Below are 17,930 nucleotides of genomic sequence, written 5' to 3'. Positions count from 1 at the left end.
CGTTCCGCGAGCTCCCCGGCGTGGCGGAGGATTTCGATTGCCTTTCGCGCGTCACCGTGTTCCTGTGCGGCGAACGCGGCGGTCAGCGGAATGACGTCGCCAGTCAGGACCCCTTCCTTGAACGCGTCGCGCCGGTGTTCCATGATATCCCGCAGTTGGTTCGCGTCGTACGGCTGGAACACGAACTCCTCCTCCCGAAGGCTGCTCTTGACCCGCTCGTTGAGCCGGTCGCGGTACTCTATCTTGTTGCTGATGGCGACGATACCGAGGTGGCAATCGGCCTTCCCCGACTCGCGCGCGCGAGAGAGTTGCATCAGTACGTCGTCGGATTCGAGTCGGTCAACCTCGTCCAGGATTATGATCACGGCGTCGTAACAGCGGTCGAGAACCTCCCAGAGGTAATCGTAGTACTCCCCGCTTCCGATACCCGTCCGAGGAATGGAAATCCCCGTCTTGTCCTCGTCGTTCAGCGTCCGGGTGATAGACCGAGCGACCCTGGTGTGGGTGTTGTGCTGTGCGCAGTCTACGTACACGGTACCGACGTCGACGTCCTGTGCACCGGCAGCCTGTCGTGCGCGCTCGGTCACGTGCCGTGTGACGAGGGATTTTCCGGTTCCGGTCTTGCCGTATATCATGACGTTGTTCGGCGGGTCGGAACGGACGATGGGTCGGAGTTCGGCCGCGACGGACTCGATCTCGGAATCACGCCCGACGATGCGCGTACTCTGGGGGACGTGGCCGACTTTCAGCAACTCCTTTCGTTCGAACACCTGTGTCGTGGTTCCGTCGTCCACGTTGAACAGGGGGTCGCTCGCCGGGTCGTCCGTGGTATCGAAATCGGAGAGCCGGGGAGGTTCATCGGACATACGACAGCCAGCGTGCGCTCAGTATAAATAACTAGGCCTTCCCCCCACACAACGTGTCGAGTGTATATCGACCGAATATGCGAGAGAAGAGGCGTAATTCGTCGGTGTCATATTCACATCACCAAGACCCGAGAAAGAGTGAAAAAGAATCGAAAGGGGGGAAGAGAGGGTGAAAAGAGGGCGGGAAGAAGATGGAAAGAGGAGGGAAGAGGATAGGGAGAAGATGAGAAATAGAAGTGGATGAGAAGAGAACGGGAAGGGTAGAAACGACGAACAGGGTGGATACGACGAACCGGAAAGTCGAAGCCTGCTCGTCGAACAGACGCCCGGTCCAGAGTGAAAACACGAACGATGAGAACAGTCGAGATGAAATGAGAGCAAGACGGGAGAGGAGAACAAGATGGGAGAGCAAAAAAGCGAAGATGGGGAAGCAAAACGGACGTGTGGAAAAACCGTCAGGGAAGTAGAACGGAGCAGTAACGTGTTGTGTTTGTGTGATGTTGGACACCCCTCGTCCAGAGTGTAACGGTGGCAAAATCAGGAGTCTTTGAAAGAGGTATTCCTGAAAGTCGGAAGTGAGTCTCGATGATAAAGACCGACTAGACGAAAGTTGAAAATAATGGACGAGAAAACGCGTTACTGGGCGAAAGAAGGTACGTTTCGTCTGGAGGTTAGCGTCGATTTGTCGGAAGCAAGAAAGGGGTGACACACACCCCTCGTCCAGAGTGTAACGGGGAAGATGGTGGGTGGGGTGGTGGAGTGGGGAGAGAAGACACGGGTATTCTGTGATAGATCGGGAGAACACGGTCTAAAGGCCTCAGACGGATTTTAACGGAAATACCGAGGCAGTCGCGTTACTCGGGACGTTGCTCGGGATGACAGAATCAATCGATATATACTCGAAAGTAATTCATCGCCTGTTCAATATTATCTCGTTGAGCTCTATATAATAGAGGGGGAAAGCAAACGGATATATAGAATAACATCGGAAGTTGACGGAAGCTAACCAGTAATCGTTCACGTATCTGTGCAGATGACTGAATAGGTAAGTATAATATGTTAGAGCACGAAAAGTCCATTAAGCTAATTTCATTTTATTAAAGACGAATTTCTATTCGTCTTCGACTCCGTTCCAGTCGAAGCGATCCCTCGGAAACGCCGCTGAAACGTGTGATTTGTTGGGTGTGGTTTGGAGAACGGGGTTTGTGGAGTGTCGTTTTCGGGATGAAGTTCGTGGGATGTCGTTTGCGAGGTGTAATGTTGCGGGACCGTTCATGGCCTTCGACATCCGTTCGTCTTTCCCTCGACCGACTGTACTCCGTTATTTTCGTCTCATCTCACCTCACCCCACCCACCCCTCCCCCACCCCCCACCTTCCCCCGTTACACTCTGGACGAGGGGTGTGTGTGAACCAAAGTATGTATCCTAACTATCAATTCACCGCTCGGTCTCGAACTCGAGTCGGTCGCCATCCTCCCGAGTACGAACAGAGTAATCCACCGTCGAAAGCGGAACCGTGCACTTAGCCGTCGGTACGAACGACCAGCGCGGCGGCGATTAGCAGTGCGGCGGTCCAGAGGAGTGCGATATCGAGGACCGGATAGAGCGACCCGCTGACCCCCGCGCCGGTGTCGTATCCATCGCCAACAATCGCGTTCAGTACGCCGAAGGCGACGACAGCGACGAAGGTAAATCCGAACGCCGTTCCGAACCCCACGTCGGGTCGATACGCGACGAGCGGAACCGCGAGGAAGACTGTTACGATGCTACCGACGACAAACAGCGAAATCGGGAGCGGCCGTATCATCCACGCCCGGAGCAACGACCCGAGAACGCTATTGACGATACCGGATAACCCGATCCAGACGCCGACCAGCCGAAGTGGATGATCGAGTGCAGTCTCGATTCGACGGATTACTCCTTCCTCGTCATCCGCCGTTTTGCAATCTGTTGCTTTGCCACTCGTTGTTTTGCCATCTTCCGTTTTGCCACCCGCCGTTTTCTCGTCCGTCATGCTTCCTCCAACGCGACCACCGCGTTTTCGATGCCGACGTACACCCGCTCTCCGACGACGGCGGGCGGTCCGACTGAACCGGTTCCCGCTTCGGGTTCGAACGTGAACAACCGTTCCCCGCTGGCAGCGCCGAGCGCGACGAGGCCCGACTCCGCTCCGACGTACACGGCGGTATCCGTTACCGCGAGGCCAGAGATGAAACTCGTCCGGTTCTCCCCTATCCGTCCCACCGACTTCTCCCAGCGGGTGGAACCATCCGTCGAATCGACCGCGACGACGTGTCCCTCTCCGGCGCGGAATATCGTTTTCCCGTTCGTCGCCATCGCTGCCCCGGTCGCGTCGGTGGTCCATTCGACCGTTCCTTGCCGCACGTTCACCGCGTAGAGTCGCCCCGCCCCGCCGTAGAACGTTCCGTTCGAGATAACCGGACCGTTCCCGAACGCCGGTGCGATATCACCGGGGAGACCCGACCGTGACAGTTGCCAGCGCGTTTCGCCGTTCGTTGCGTCGAGGCCGACGAGAGTGGTTCCGGGGTTTCCCGCTCCAACGAGGATACCGTCCGCGTACGCGAGAGGTCGATATTCGCTGGGCGTTTTCCAGCGAGGAATCCCGTTCGATGCATCCAACGCGATGAGCGAGTCGGAACTCCCGAAGTACGATGCGAGGAAGATCGTGTTCCCGACCGGGAGCACTTCGTCGAAACTGCTGTTCGTGGCGAACTTCCACCGGGCTTGGTTCTCGGAGACGGCGTACAAATTCACTCCTGCCCTATAACACGCCTGCCCATCGACGACGACTGGACCTCCCTGCGGGAGCTCGCCTCCGGTAGCGAACCGCCATCGTTCCGTTCCGGTGGCCGCGTCGAGCGCGACCAACTCGTGTCGCGTGAGGGCGTAGAGGATGTCTCCCGCGACGGTCGGCGACTGGAACAGATGCGGGTCGCCGGCGGTCGTCCGCCAGGCGACCCGAACGTCGTCCGTCGGCGCGCTCGTCGTCGGCGCGTATCCCGACCGGGACGGGTCCCGACCGCGCATCGGCCACGCGTCGGGCGGAACCGACGGGTCGAGTGACTGCTCGCTCGTGAACAGGGAGGGGCGGACGTACCACGCACCGAGGGCGGCGGCACCTCCCGCGGTGAGTAGCTGTCGGCGTGAAACCCGTGGGGACTCTGGAAACACGTTCTGAATCAGTCCTATCCGTAATAAACAATTTCGAAAACGACGTGAGGAAAATCGTCGGTATCCGATGCAGTACCGCACCGTTCTCTCCCACTCATTAAATCGTCCACACTTCCCTCTGTGGATAGCCCGAGGCTCGTTTGTAACATTTAAGCAAGGCGGAACACCATGGTTCCGTATGCGAACCGGTATCGACGGCTCAACACTTCTCGTCTTTCCCGTCGAACATGTGTGACGACCGAACGCAGGTCGTTCGTCGCCACCTCGACGACGGGCTATCGCTCGGAACGTTCGAGCAGGAATCCCGTCCGACGGAGGAGGCAGCGACTCGGTTCTTTCGGACCCTCTTCGTGCAGCTACTCGACTTCGAAGCGACGCCTTCGTCGCTTGGCGATACTCCGTGGCAGGACCTTCCGGTCAGCGAATGGTCGAGTGCATCGCGGACGATGGCCGCTCGCGTGCTTGCGAAAGCCGGGTCGTTTCGGGTGGTCTACGTGGAACTGGAGGAACTCACGCGGACCGCCGAGCGAAGCGTCGTCCGTGACCTCGCCGATTCCAACCGTTCCGAAGCGTGGGGCGGTAGCGGTTCCTTCGTGGCCGTTTTCCACGCTCCGGACGCCGACGTTTGGCATCTCGTGACGCCGTACGAGGACGGAATCGGTGACATCACCACCGGCCGACCCGTTCTCCGGCGGTACGTCCTCGGAGCGGGCGAAACGCACCGAACCGTCGCCAGCGCGCTGGCGGGACTGAACGCGACCGAGAGCGGTCTCGCCGACCGAATTCACGACGCCTTCCGTCTCGAGTCGGTCACGCGGCGGTTCTACGAGGAGTACACGGAGGTGTTCGATACCCTCCGCACCGAACTCCGGGAGAAGGGAATGTCGGAGACTGCGGCCGACCAGGGTGCGCACCTCACGCTGAATCGGCTGTCGTTTGTCTATTTCCTGCAAAAAACGGGGCTGCTCGGCGGGCGAACGGACTTCCTCCTGTGGTTCCTCCGGCAGTACGAACGGTCCGATGATGTGGACTGCTTCCACGAAAAATGGCTTTCCGCGCTCTTCGGTCGCGTTCATCAACCCGACGGGACGCCCGCCGATACGACAGCTTTCAATGATACCGCAGCATCGGATTCGACGGCACTTTCCGACTCCTCGGCACTTCCCGACTCCAGGCCGTTCCCCAACTCCTCCGCGTTCCCCCGTCCGGTCGCCGACGCTCTTTCCGAACGTCCGGAACTCGATGGCGGACTCTTCCGGTCGGATGTCGTCGAGACGGAGGGCGCTTTCCTCTCGGACGCCACCCTGCGCTCCGTCATCCGTGACTTCTTCGAGGAGTATCCCTTCACGCTCGCCGAGGAGCGACCGGACGACATCGACATCGCAGTCTCTCCTCGGATATTGGGGACGATTTACGAATCGTTCATCGCCGAGCGGGAACGCGACGAGGCGGGTATCTTCTACACGCCACGTACCGAGGTGGACTTGCTGTGCCGGATGGCGCTGTACGAACAGTTCCGCGACCGACTCGACATCGACGAGGCGGACGCCGAACGGCGTCTGGTCGAGTTCGTCTTCGGCGACTCCCTCGATTGGGACCCCAAACCCGCCGAACCGACCGATGAATTGGAGTCCGTCCTGCGCTCGCTCGACATCGTGGACCCCGCGTGTGGCGGGGGTGCGTTCCTCGTCGGGATGACGGAGATTCTAACCGAACTCTATCGAAAACTCGGCTACGATGGGGCGTACAGGTTGAAAAAGCGAGTCCTCTCCGAGAACGTCTCCGGCGTCGATATCAAACCGTGGGCGATTCACGTCGCGGAGATGCGTCTTTGGCTCTCGTTGCTCCGGTCCGAAGACGGTTGCTCAGACGATACCCTTCCCGGCGCTACTCGTCATGGCGCTACTCGTTCCGCCGAGACTCATCCCGGCGATACCCATCATGGCGCTCCCTGTCCCGATGTGCACTCTCTCTTTCCCGACCTCTCGTTCGACCTGCTGGTCGGCGACACGCTGGTCCAGAACGCCAGCGCTGACGAGCACCTTCCCTTTGAGCAACTCCGTCACTGCGCCGATGAAGGGGACGATACGGGAGGGAAACTGGAGCGGGAACGCCGCGAGTTCGTGGACCGAAAGACCCGATTTTTTGAGGGAGAACTCGACGACCCGACGCTCGTCGAAGCACAGCGAACGAATCTAGTCCTCGCCGCCCTGGAGCGGGCCACCGACCGGCAGTCGGCGTCCTCGACGAGCGCGACCGCCACGCTCGACGGAATCGAACGGCTTCGGGAGCGGGTCGAGTCGGACGACGGAGACGGGTTCGTCTGGGAACTCGATTTCCCGGATGTGATGACGACCGGCGGGTTCGATATCGTCATCGGCAACCCGCCGTACGTTCGCCACGAAAACATCTCCCCACCGAACCCCCACCAGTCCGCTCCCGACGCGACGACCGCCACCACGGCCACCGCTACCGATGCGTTCCGCACCGGTGCGTCCCGCGAGTCGAAGTCGGCGTACAAACGAGCGCTCGGCGAGTTCGTCGAACGGCGGTTCGACATCGTGCCGTACAAGACGAGTGACCTGTACCTGTACTTCTATTTCCGCTCGATGGACGTGCTTCGGGAGGGTGGCACGCTGTCGTTCGTCACCTCGAACGCGTGGTTGGACGTCGATTATGGCGTTCGATTACAGGAATTTCTTCTCTCCGAGGGTGACGTCCGCTATCTCTTCGAGAGCCGCGCCCGGCGGACGTTCGAAGAGGCGGACGTCAACACCGTTCTCTCCGTCGTAAATCGGAATTCCTCCGGCCGATTGTCGAACGCCGTCGAGTTCGTGGCGGCGTACACGGAGTACGACCGATTCGTTTCCGGGGATACCCTCGAATCCGTCCTCGTCGGGTCGGGAACTGGTTCTTCCCTCCCCTTCCACGACGAACGGCTGACGATCAAAACCGGTGACGGGTGGCGGTCCATCGGCGTTCCCGAATCCGCGCTGTGGCGGCTCGGCGGTGCGAGTACGACCACCGACGAGGCCGACGGGTGGGTGCGACCGCGGGGGGACTACCGTTCGGGCAAGTGGGGAAAATACACCAGAGCGCCGACGGTCTTCTTCGATATCGTGGGCAACGCGGACCCTGAACTGGTCCCGCTCGGCTCCCGTTGTGCCGTCCAGCGGGGGACCCGAACCGGCGCGAACCAGTTCTTCTACCTCCCCAGCGACTACTACGACGCGCGTCCGGAGGGGGACTCCCTCGTCTTGACGGCCACCGGCGAGTGGCCCGACGGCGGCTACGCGACGGAACTGGAGATACCGCGGTCGTACTGGATGCACGAGACGGCGGACGGATGGGAGCCGAACCTCGTGTTGAAAACGTCGAAATCGTTCGAGACGCCGATGTTCGACCCCGAATCGCTCGAACCGGGTCGGGGGCTCCGATACGTCCTCCGCATCGACGATCCGCGGGACGAACTGGACGGGGACGTCGCCGAGTACATCCGCTGGGGCGAGGAGTACGACCCGAGCCGGGACGATATCGGACGCAAACGCACGCCGTTCCCGTCCTCGGTTTCGAGCCGCGGTGTCGGGTGGTACGACCTCACCGAGGACCTCCAGCGCGGGGACGTACTCCCGATGAAGAATATCGACCTCCGCCACGCCTACTGGTTTCCGACCCATCAAACGTGGATCGACAACCGCCTTCACGGAATCGAAGTTCCCGGCGGCGAACGGAACCGGCGGTTCGTCGCGGGACTGCTCAATTCGACGTACGGCGCGCTCGCCGCGGAGGTAAACGGCCGTGTGAATCTGGGGCAGGGCGCGCTGGACATCGCGACCGATGACCACAGAAGGACACCGATTCCGCGGCCGAATGCCGTCGATGACCAGTTGAAAGCCGATATCGAGACGCGGTTCGAGCAACTTGGTGCCCGTCCCATCGCGTCCATCTTCGACGAACTGGGAACCTCCGACCCGGAATCGGTATCGTTCGAGCGCGTCGTTCCCGACCGACTCGAACTCGACCGGCTTGTGGTCCGGGACCTCCTCGGATTCGACGAGGCGGTCCACCGGGACCTCTATCGGGGCGTCGTCAAACTCGCTCGACAGCGAGTCGAGAAGGCCGACGGCGTGTGAATTACCCCTGTCGAACACCGCATCGATTTCACAATGCGACCGGAATCCACCAAATAGGTTTCAAACGCACGTCGGTGAACTCTCCGCCGACTGGCGCGGGTCTCGAATTCGAGGGATGCACCAGAACGCCGATTTACCGTCCACCCGGTTATTGCCGTATGGACCGTTCGACTCGTCTCTCTCGACGGCGATTTCTTCGAGGGCTCGGGGCCTCCCCCGCGGTAGCGCTCGCGGGCTGTCTCGGCGGCCCCTCTGACGGTGAATCGGCCGACCCCGTTCCGAAACCGTATCGAACCGCGACGGCGCAGGGCGGAACCGCTCGGAACCCGGACGCGCTCCGGTCGAAAGGCGGCGTCAACTACCACGCCGCACGAGGAACCGCGACCTGTGCAAACTGCATTCACTACGTCCCCGACAAGAACGGCGACGACCTCGGCGCGTGCGCCGTCGTCGAAGGGGATATCGCACCCGACGCGTGGTGTACGCTCTACGCCCGGTACGACGGTGACTGATGCCCGGTACGACGGTAACTGACGGTTCTTCTCGCCGAACTGTCCGCGACTATCGCAACTAGTCCGTGATTGTCCGGCCACGGTCGTCGAGTGGACGTGCAGAGTAAATAGATGACTACACAAGACTATCCGCGAAAATCACCGCTGTTCTTGCAAACGGTTCGTCTCGCTAGAAGAATCGACCTCGATACTGTTTCGCGGTTTCGAGGGTGAACGCATCGAACCGAACGATGTCGTCCGTCGAGAGGTCGTCGTACCCCTCGACGTACGCTTTCGCGGCGCTCTCGGTCGAAAACGCGAGCGGGTTTTTCATCATCGGGTCGTCGACGTGCTCGGCGTTCATTTCGAGAACGAAGTACTCGTCGGCGACGCTGACGAGTTCTTTCGACTCGTGGTCGTGCACCCACTTCGTCCCGATGTCGTCGGGGGACGCGTCGTCGTCGAACTGACTCGGCTTTTCGACGTAGGCGACCAAACATCCCGTCGAACAGAAGTGGACGTGCTCGCCGTCCGTCTGCTGCAACTGCGCGTTGTACTTCGGATACATCGCGACTTTCATGTTACAGACGGCGCATTTCTCGTCCTTCGCGGGCGTTTCGGGGGTTCCCTCGGCGGTGTCCTCGTGGGACGTTTCACCGTCCGCCGTCTCGTCGTCTCGTTCCGTCTCTCCTTCCTCCGCTTCCGTCCCGTCTTCCGTTCGAACTGTCCCGTCGTTCGTCGTACCCGTTTGACTCATCGTCGCCGCGACGGTCTCGCCGCCGTCAGCGCCCGGTCCGCCGCCGAGACAGCCCGCGAGAGCGATTCCCGCGCTGAGCGCACCCGTTTTCAGCACCGTCCGACGGTCGAATTTCCCTTCGGTTCCTGACTGGTCCTTTCGTCCCATGGAGTAAGGGTCCCAGTATATTTATTAGGTCATTCTGGTACGGTGGGCGAATCAGCCGGAATGGGCGCTGAAAACGGCACGTACGGGATATCACTCGGCAGATGCATCACACTCGACTGTATTCTTCGACCGTACGGACCACTGGCGGCGGTCGCGCGGTTCGAGATGTGTACCAGTCACGCTATACTGGTCGCCTGGGAAGTATCGATGTGTTTCGACGTGTGACGGCGCTCGGTGTCGTGCTCATCATCGCAACGACCGCTATCGGGGTCGGCTCGTTCGCCGCCGATACGACGGCGACACCCGAACCGGTGGCGTTCCACGAAACGGTCTCGGCCGGTCTCTCGTCGACCGCCATCGAGGAGAGTCGCGAGCGGGACCTATTGGTGCCGCAGGTCGAGGTCTTCTACTCGGGCTACCGGTACGTGCTGGGATACTACGGCGTCTCGGCGTACGCGCGGGTATCGAAGCTTCCGGAGACGGCACAGCGATACGGGACGCCCATCGCCGTCTACGTGAGCGACCTCTCGACGGTTTCGCTTCGCACGACCGAGGACGGCTATCTCGCGCACGACGGCACTCCCGACTGGGTTCGCGCCGACCGGGCGTTCTTCGTCCGCGACAGCGACGGCAGGACGATGGCCGGACCGGCCGTCCCCGCGTTCAGCGACCGAACCGACGCGGAACGGTTCGCGGCGACCCACGGCGGTCGCGTCGTTCGGTGGGAGACTGCCGTGGAGACGGTCGGGACGGCGGACGACCGCCGTGCGGGAGTGGACGCGTCGTCCAAGCGCGCTGGGGCGGACCGGGACGTGCGAGCGACGGCGGGCTATCGGGAACGGCCGACGTCCGTCGTCGTCGGCCGCGACGCACCGACAATCGCCGCGGCAATCGACCGAGCGCCCGCCAACACGACAGTGTTCGTTCCCCCCGGCACCTACGAGGGGAACGTGACCATCCGTAAACCAATCACGCTCCGAGGAGCGCCGGGTGCGACAGTCCGCGGTAACGACTCGACGGGTGTCGTTACCGTTCGTGCTGACCGCGCCGCGGTCGTCGGACTCTCCATCACCGGAACCGATTCCGGAGCCGGGTCTGACTCGTCCGGGTGGGTCGGCAGCGGTCGCGGATGGGATTCGTGGGTGAAAAACGCCTACGCGGACAGCAGTGCGGCCATGCGAGTCGACGACGCCGACGCAACGCTGGTCGCCGACGTGACGGTCATGACGCCGGATACCGGCGTCTTCGTCACGAACAGCACCGATACCGTCGTCACGAACCTCACGCTTCACGGGAGCGACGACCGGTACGAGGGTGGCATGGGCGTCATGTGGATGTACTCGAACGGGGTCGTCCAGAACTCGCGGTTTCTCGACGGTCGCGACAGCGTTGCAACCCATCGCGCGGACGGCCTCATCGTCAGGAACAACACGATGACCGGGGGACGCATCGGCGTTCACCTGATGTACACCTCCGAGACGCTCATCGCGAACAACACCATGCGCGACCAGCGACGCTCGGGAATCAGCGTGATGACGAAACCGACCAACACCACGGTCGTCGATAACAGGGTGTCGGGAGCCGACATCGGAATTTCAGTCGCCGGGAGTCGAGCCTACGTCGCGCGCAACATCGTGGCGAACAACACGTACGGTTTCGAGGTGACGACCAGCCACTCGATTTACGAGGAGAACGTCGTCTACGGAAACCGAATCGGCGCGCAGGCGACCGACCTCCTCGCGTCGAACTCGGTTTCGAACAACGATTTCGTCTCAAACGAGCGCCACGCGGCATCGACGTACAGCACGTTGCATGTCTGGACGTACGATGGCGTCGGTAACTACTGGGGCGGCGCGCCCGGTAGAACCGCGGGGGACCGCCTCGACCGCTCGTTCTCCCCGACGGACCCGGTCGGACGACGACTCGCCACGGTGCCCGCCGTTCGCGTGGTGGCGGAGTCGCCGGGGTATCGACTGACACGGTTCCTCCGCGGAACCGTCCCCGGGATGCGCACCGACGGCGTGGTGGACCGTCGTCCGCTCTCGCACCCGTCCAACCCCGACCGGGTTTCCCGCGCGGAACAGTTCGCCGACCGAACCGCGATTACATACGACTCATGACGACGACGCACCCCGACCTTCCGAACGCTGTCGAACAGTCCGCGACCGACGACGCTGGACCCCGTGAATCCACGGAACGCTCGGCGGTCACCGCCGCCGACGTCACGAAACGCTTCGGCGACGTCGCCGTGTTATCCGGCGTTTCCCTCACGGTGCCGACGGGAACCGTAACCGCGCTCATCGGGCCGAACGGGTCCGGGAAGACGACGTTGCTTCGCACCCTCTCCGGCCTCATCGAGCCGACTGAAGGGAGTATTACGCGCCCCGAGAACCGGGGACGGACCATCGGCTACCTTCCACAAACGCCCTCGTTCCGCGGCCAACTGACGGTCGAGGAGACGGTCGCGGCGTACGCCGCCATCGTCGGCGAGGACGACGTGATATCGACGCTCGCACGCGTCGGACTGGAATCCGCCCGCGACCGACGCGCGTCGGACCTCTCCGGTGGCATGACGCGCTTACTCGGAATCGCCACGGCGCTCCTCGGCTCGCCGCCGCTCGTCGTCCTCGACGAACCGACCAGCGGCCTCGACCCGTCCATGAGCGAGCGCGTCTTCGATATCGCGAACCGGGTCGCGGCGGACGGGACGGCCGTCCTGTTGAGTTCGCACGACCTCGAACTCGTGGCGGAACGGTCGGACCACGTGGTGGCGCTCCGACGCGGGGAGGTTGCGACGAGCGGGCGTATCGAGAGCGTCACCGACGACGAGGGGTCGCTCCGCACGCTGTTCGACGACCTCGTTGCGGATCACGAGGGTCACGTCGCGGTTCGAAGCGGCGGAGGGGACGCATGAGCGACGAGACGGCGACGGCCACGCAACGGCCGACGCGCGCCGACCGCGGCCTCGGACTCCGCGCTGCGAGGCCGGTCTTCCGCCGCGAACTGACGACCATCCGACGGAGTCGCGCCTATCTCGGGTTGGCGGGCGGGTTCGCGGTCGCCGTCATCGGACTCACGCTTCTGGGCGGCGGCGTCACCGTCGGGTACGTGCCCATGATAATCGACCTCCTGACCTACGTCGAGGTGTTGGTCCCGGTGGTCGCGTTCGCACTCGGCTACCGCGCCGTGCTCGACGACCGAATCAGCGGCGAACTCGCCGTACTGCGGACGTTTCCGCTCCCGCGGGCGGCCTACGTCGGCGGCGTCGTGGCGGCGCGACTGTGCGCGCTGGTCGTGCTCCTCACCGTGCCGCTCGCGCTTGTCGGCGCGATAGCGTTCCTTCGGCCGGAACCCGCCGAATACCTGTTCGCCACGACGAACGGTGCCGATTCGCCTGTCCTCTACGTCCGGTTCGTCTCGCTGACGCTCCTCTACGGCATCGTGAACCTCGTGGGCGGTATCGCCGTCTCCGCGACCGCTCGCTCGGTTCGCACGGGCGTCGTCGTCGCCGTCATCTCGGTTGTGACGCTCTCTCTCGGCCTCGACCTGCTCGTGCTCAGCGGACTCGCGGAGGGGATACTCGGGGAACGAACGCTCGCGGTCGCCCTCGCGTTCGGTCCGGCCAGCGCGTATCGTGCGCTCGTGATGACGACCGTCATCGGTGCGACGACGAGCGGCGTGACGACGATTCCTCCCTTCTTTCCGACCGTGGCGCTTCTCGCGTGGGCAGCAGTTCTGCTCGCCGTCGCCATCCGTCGGGTTTGGTAGCGCCCCACCGCACCGTTCAGCCTTTAGCGACCGATTTGGCCGATGAGCCGCGGCGTCACCGCGTCGTAGTCGATGACGTCACCGCCGTACTCGTCCGTGAACGCGTCGGCGTCCGCCCGCTCACCGAACGGTAACAGGTCGTCTCCCATCGCACCGACGACGTCGCTCCCGACGACGTAGACCAGTTCGCTGACGGGCGAGAACGCCTCTTCTTGGAGATGCGAGGAGATGAATTGGTCGCCGCCGTCGGAGAACACCTCGTAGTCCACGGCCGAATAGTCCGTGATGAACCCCTCCCGTCGCGTCCAGTCGCGGTCGCTCGCTCGCATATCGTACTGAAATCCCTCCCACGCGCTGCAGAACCACGCGGGACCGTCGTGCTCGGGTCCCTCGTCCCGATAGAAGAACTGCGCTTTCGGGCCGGGATGTTGCTCCAGAACCATCCCACAGGTCTCACACTGTTTCGTCCCCGTCAGCGCTATCGGCTCCACCGATTTCCCGTTTCCACTCCCGAGACACCCGGCGAGGAGGCCGATTCCCGTCGTTCCGGCACCGACGAGGACCGCCCGCCGCGACGCCGCGTGTCGAAGCTTCGTCATTGTCCGTTCTACCTAGTCGTTCCCCAAATACGGTCTGGTAGGGTCCTCGAATCCCGGTTTCGGAGCGGTACGCGCCGTTGTGGTCCCCGTTCGGAACGGTCCGACACTGACATCGCTCCAACGCGCGTCTCGAAACGCGGCGAGTCGCCGCCGCGTCGAATCGGATCAGAGTCGAAAACGGATGCTACGGCTCCCGAGGACCCGCATTCGAGGCTCGCACCAGAACGGCCTTTTCCGACCCGTGGCGATATCCGCCAATGGCACACCCGACAGTCTCGTCCGTCCCGACCGTCTCACTCACCTCTCCCGCTCGCCCACACGTTATCGACGCCGCTCGTCATCGACGTCGTTCGGTTCCGATTCGACGCGCGCGGACGGAGAAGCCGAACACGGACCGGTGGCACCGACGATGAGTAACGCTTCGAACGCGACGACGACGGTCGTGGCAGGGTTTATACACAATCGAGGCAAACCCGCCACGTAACGCCGCTGACTCCGTATGAATCTCGGTATCCTGACCCTCGTCTTTGGCACTCCGTGGATGCGAGCGCTCGCTCGTTCGACGACCGGTGGTCTCGCCGACCCTGCTACGCCCTTGCACCTCGGTAGTACCACGACGGACGTGACGTTCGTCTTCATCGTGCTCGGCGGCATCGCGTCGAGCGTGTTGGCCAGCGCCAGCGTGTTCGCCTTTTCACAACGCCGTTCCCGACCCTATCTGTTCGTGTCGCTCGCGCTCGGGATGCTCGCGGCGAAGGCGTTCATGGGCGGACTCACCGCCTTCGGGTTCGTGCCCGGGACGATGCATCACCTGATAGAGCACGCACTCGATTTCGCCACGGCGCTGTTGCTCATCGCGGCCGTAGTCTTCGCTCGGATGGAATCCGCCGGGTCCGAGGACCGTCCTCGACGCGAAGACGCCGACGACGAACGAGTAGACACCGACTTCCCGAACGGGTTCGAACAGTGATTTCGCCGACTTCTTTCCGACCGCACCGCCCGGCCGCTCCGTGAGGACCCATTTTTTGAGGCGCTCACCGCGACAGCACGCGGGAACATCGTGAGGTTTAGAAGTCTCGTCACCTGAGAAACGGGTAGGAACGGCGACACGGAACCACAGCTACACATGACGGAAACACGTACCCGAATCGAGCTTCAGATCCGGCGGAACCCCGGCATTCACTTCAACGAACTCGTGCGGTCGGTCGATTTCGCTCCCGGTCAAATTCAGTATCACGTCCACCGGCTGCTCGACGACGATTCCATCGTCGAAGAGAAACTGTACGGCCGAACGCACTACTACTCGCCATCGTTCGACCCGTGGGAACGGCGTCTCCTCGCGCTGTTCCGCCGGGAGACGTCGCGCGACATCATCGGGTACGTTCTCGAACACGAACCGACCAACCCGCAAACGGTCGCCGACGACCTCGGCATCGCCCGGAGCACGCTGGAGTGGCACCTGAGTCGCCTCGTCGAACAGGAAGTCATCGTCAAGGAACGCGACGGCCACAACCGCGTGACGCTCGTGGTGAATCGCCCCGACCGGACGCGAACGCTCCTGAAGCAAATCGCGCCGTCGATTCCGGACCGGTTCATCGACCGGTTCACCCGACTCGTCGATAGCCTTCTCGTCGAATAGGCCGTGGCCGGGTCGTCCGTCGAAGCGGGAGAATTTCCCCCTCTCCCGTCCCGACCTCCTCTCTCGCCCCCGGTTCCGACTTTTTTCCCGCCCCGAGTCCCGACCTTTCCTCCCGTATCGACACCTCTTTCGATGTTCACACCAGAACCTACTTTCAACGCCACCGATAACCGACACCGTACTGGACGGAGACGCACATGAAACGAAAGCGACGGCCGAGCGCATTCTCGGCTGCACGACAGTCAGAACGCCGAACCATACCATGAACGTCGAGCGAACTCTCCGGAACCTCCTTTTCCTGATCATCGGATTGGAAATCGCGGCCTCTCCGGTTGCGGCACACACCGGGACGACGCACGCGGCAACGCCCCACTGGATTCTCTTTTCCTTCTTCGTCGGAGGTATCTGCGTGATGGCCGGGGTCGCCGCGGCGATTCGGCGCGAACTCCTCTCGATACCGCTCGCCGGCGTCCTTCTGACGGCGAGTGCCGTCACCGCGGTCTTCGGCGGTATCGGTCTCGTCGAAACCCAAATCGTCGGTCAGACGGCACCGCAGCTCATCGCCATCTATCCGGTTTTGAGCCTGTTCATCGGCGGCCTCCTCGCCGTGGGCGGCTTTCTCCTCGTGCTCACGAAGTACCCGACGAAACCGCAGTACGCCCTGCTTTGCATGGTGTTGGCGGGGTGGATACTCTACCCGACCGTCATGCCGGGACAGGGGTATTACAACCCGCTCGGGTACCTGCTCGTGCTCTCGCTTCCGGCGATCATCGCGTATATCGTTTGGACCGACGCGCGCGGCGTCCTCCAGAGCATCCGTCTTCAGACAACGCCGAAGCTCGTCGGCATCGTCGCGGGGTTGTTGATGTGCGTCTTCTTCGCGTTCTCGGCCGGAACGATGAGTATCAAACCCGATTCCGGACTCAACGCGCCGACGAGCGCGTAACAGCGCATCGCCGAGTTCGTCTTCCGTCACGTCGAGCGCCGCCGGGTCGTCACCCCACCCCGTCGATTTCGTCGCGTCGGCCGCGATTTCCCCGACCTCCGCGGCCAAATCGAGAATTCGATACGCGGGGTCGCTCTCCAGGTCGTGCTCCGCCACGAACGCGGCAACCGCCTCTTGTTCGTCCATATTCACTTCGAACCGACATGTCGGAGTAAACTGTTCCGGTTCGCCTCGCTGCCTTCCGGTACGCAACGTGTGGTGGTCGAACTATCCCGTTCGGCGCGCTGACGGCGGCTCCGGATATCCGTGTCGCTGACCGCGAGTACGGAAATGACGGCTCCTACTGTCTCGTGTTGGAGTACTGATTGCTACGGCAAATTACTGAATATGAGTATATCAAACTGAATTATACTGATGTTAACTAAATCATACTATATTATACTGATTCCACTATAACTCCCTCCTTCTTTTCCTTCTCATCCTTTCCCTTCCCCTTCTTTTCCTTCTTCATCCACCACCGCAAACCGGGGTCGCTCCGTTTCGGAGCGTCCTGATCGAAATCATCCGCGAACTAATATGTCCTCGGAACGCGATTGACGTGATTGAACGTTCGGATGTGGGAGGGGAATCCGACGCGGCGAGGAGTACTTCGATTCGGCGCGGTAGCGGCCGGTGTCGGCGTGGCGGGGAGTTCCGTCCGACGAACCGAGAGCGACGCTGATTGCCTGTCCGGGGACCGCGGGACGAACGACGAAGCGGACGCTCCGGTCGACGTTCGCGGAGCCATCTACTTCCCGTCCAGAGCGTACAACACGTTCCAGATGTGGCACGGCTACGACCCCGACGTCATCGAACGCGACCTCTGCTATGCGAGTCGGATTAACCTGAACGCGCTGCGGGTGTGGCTGAGTTTCGAAACGTGGCGGCGCGAGCCGTTACGGTTCGGACTCCGACTCGAACACTTTCTGACGACGGCGGCGAACCACGGTCTCCGGGTCCTGCTCGGCATCTTCGAAGGTATCGGGTTGAATCCCACGGAACGCCAACTGCAAAACACCGACCCGCTCACTGCTCGACCGGTGTTCTCGCCGTCGCAGGAAATCATGAAACAGCGAGCGCGCTGGCACCTGCCGCGACGCTTCATCCGGTGGTTCATGGAACGCCACCGCGACGATTCGCGCCTGCTGGCCATCGAACTGATGAACGAACCCGGCTGGAAGTCGTGGAAGATGCGGTTCGCGCGGGCGATGTTCCGAACGCTCGCCGACCAGCGCGGACGCGTCCCGCTGTCGGTGGGTTCGACGAACATCCCGAACAACCGGAACTACCGAACGTGGGGGAGCGAAGTGTACCAGTGCCACAAGAACTTCGCCCACACCGAAGGGCAGTACC

The 17,930-nt window shown here is 62.2% G+C and carries 15 protein-coding genes and 1 pseudogene; 10 read left to right on the top strand and 6 right to left on the bottom strand.

What is annotated here, in order from left to right; genetic code table 11:
• From BG842_RS21190 to BG842_RS21180, 3 genes are all read right to left on the bottom strand, one after another.
• Positions 1-866 (bottom strand): AAA family ATPase (locus tag BG842_RS21190; protein ID WP_069452346.1); only part of this gene is annotated, 866 nt, incomplete at its 3' end.
• Positions 867-2,388: 1,522 nt separating this feature from the next.
• Positions 2,389-2,880 carry a hypothetical protein gene (locus BG842_RS21185; RefSeq protein WP_069452345.1) on the bottom strand — a complete coding sequence of 164 codons (492 nt, stop codon included), beginning with the start codon at positions 2,878-2,880 and terminating at the stop codon, positions 2,389-2,391.
• A complete protein-coding gene (locus tag BG842_RS21180; RefSeq protein WP_254663364.1) occupies positions 2,877-4,058 on the bottom strand; it encodes a PQQ-binding-like beta-propeller repeat protein in 1,182 nt (393 codons plus the stop codon). The genes BG842_RS21185 and BG842_RS21180 overlap by 4 nt, the downstream gene beginning before the upstream one ends.
• A gap of 227 nt (positions 4,059-4,285) precedes the next feature.
• Here BG842_RS21180 and BG842_RS21175 point away from each other — a divergent pair, with 227 nt between their 5' ends.
• Positions 4,286-8,191, top strand: a complete 3,906-nt coding sequence (locus BG842_RS21175) for an Eco57I restriction-modification methylase domain-containing protein (RefSeq protein WP_069452344.1) — start codon at positions 4,286-4,288, stop codon at positions 8,189-8,191.
• A gap of 158 nt (positions 8,192-8,349) precedes the next feature.
• Positions 8,350-8,703: a high-potential iron-sulfur protein gene (locus BG842_RS21170; protein WP_069452343.1), complete on the top strand. Its 354-nt coding sequence runs from the start codon at positions 8,350-8,352 to the stop codon at positions 8,701-8,703.
• 169 nt (positions 8,704-8,872) lie between these two features.
• Here BG842_RS21170 and BG842_RS21165 read toward each other — a convergent pair whose 3' ends face one another.
• Complete coding sequence (locus BG842_RS21165) at positions 8,873-9,586, bottom strand: nitrous oxide reductase accessory protein NosL (protein WP_254663363.1); 714 nt, start codon at positions 9,584-9,586, stop codon at positions 8,873-8,875.
• Positions 9,587-9,795: 209 nt separating this feature from the next.
• Between BG842_RS21165 and BG842_RS21160 the strand changes: the two genes are divergently transcribed.
• The 3 genes from BG842_RS21160 to BG842_RS21150 are packed head-to-tail and all read left to right on the top strand — an operon-like array spanning position 9,796 to position 13,354.
• A complete protein-coding gene (locus BG842_RS21160; RefSeq protein WP_254663362.1) occupies positions 9,796-11,706 on the top strand; it encodes a NosD domain-containing protein in 1,911 nt (636 codons plus the stop codon).
• The gene (locus tag BG842_RS21155) at positions 11,703-12,500 is read left to right on the top strand and encodes an ABC transporter ATP-binding protein (protein WP_069452341.1); all 798 of its coding nucleotides are present in this window, start codon (positions 11,703-11,705) and stop codon (positions 12,498-12,500) included. The genes BG842_RS21160 and BG842_RS21155 overlap by 4 nt, the downstream gene beginning before the upstream one ends.
• The gene (locus BG842_RS21150) at positions 12,497-13,354 is read left to right on the top strand and encodes an ABC transporter permease (RefSeq protein ID WP_069452340.1); all 858 of its coding nucleotides are present in this window, start codon (positions 12,497-12,499) and stop codon (positions 13,352-13,354) included. Before BG842_RS21155 ends, BG842_RS21150 begins: the two co-directional genes overlap by 4 nt.
• A 23-nt stretch (positions 13,355-13,377) precedes the next feature.
• On the opposite strand, the gene BG842_RS21145 is transcribed toward BG842_RS21150, so the two are convergent.
• Positions 13,378-13,953 (bottom strand): nitrous oxide reductase accessory protein NosL, encoded by a 576-nt coding sequence (locus tag BG842_RS21145; protein WP_069452339.1) that lies wholly within the window; start codon positions 13,951-13,953, stop codon positions 13,378-13,380.
• 257 nt (positions 13,954-14,210) lie between these two features.
• On the opposite strand from BG842_RS21145, the gene BG842_RS30260 reads away from it, so the two are divergent.
• The 4 genes from BG842_RS30260 (at position 14,211) to BG842_RS21130 (ending at position 16,538) form a co-directional block, all read left to right on the top strand.
• Positions 14,211-14,366, top strand: coding sequence for a hypothetical protein (locus tag BG842_RS30260; protein ID WP_175424242.1), 156 nt, complete (start codon positions 14,211-14,213; stop codon positions 14,364-14,366).
• A gap of 86 nt (positions 14,367-14,452) precedes the next feature.
• Entirely contained in the window at positions 14,453-14,923 is a 471-nt protein-coding gene (locus tag BG842_RS21140) for a hypothetical protein (protein ID WP_069452338.1), read from the top strand.
• A 156-nt stretch (positions 14,924-15,079) separates the two neighbouring features.
• Complete coding sequence (locus tag BG842_RS21135; RefSeq protein WP_069452337.1) at positions 15,080-15,592, top strand: winged helix-turn-helix transcriptional regulator; 513 nt, start codon at positions 15,080-15,082, stop codon at positions 15,590-15,592.
• Positions 15,593-15,854: 262 nt separating this feature from the next.
• A complete protein-coding gene (locus tag BG842_RS21130) occupies positions 15,855-16,538 on the top strand; it encodes a hypothetical protein (RefSeq protein ID WP_254663361.1) in 684 nt (227 codons plus the stop codon).
• On the opposite strand, the pseudogene BG842_RS33285 reads toward BG842_RS21130, so the two are convergent.
• Positions 16,539-16,724 (bottom strand): annotated as a pseudogene (locus BG842_RS33285) (MazG-like family protein); the annotation flags it as partial.
• 416 nt (positions 16,725-17,140) lie between these two features.
• On the opposite strand from BG842_RS33285, the gene BG842_RS21125 reads away from it, so the two are divergent.
• Positions 17,141-17,930 (top strand): glycoside hydrolase (locus BG842_RS21125; RefSeq protein ID WP_254663360.1); only part of this gene is annotated, 790 nt, incomplete at its 3' end.

Origin of the sequence: Haladaptatus sp. W1 (assembly GCF_001723155.1) — an archaeon.
Classification (GTDB): domain Archaea; phylum Halobacteriota; class Halobacteria; order Halobacteriales; family Haladaptataceae; genus Haladaptatus; species Haladaptatus paucihalophilus.
Note: the sequence above shows the minus strand (reverse complement) of the source record. Positions and strands in the feature narration are given on the sequence as shown.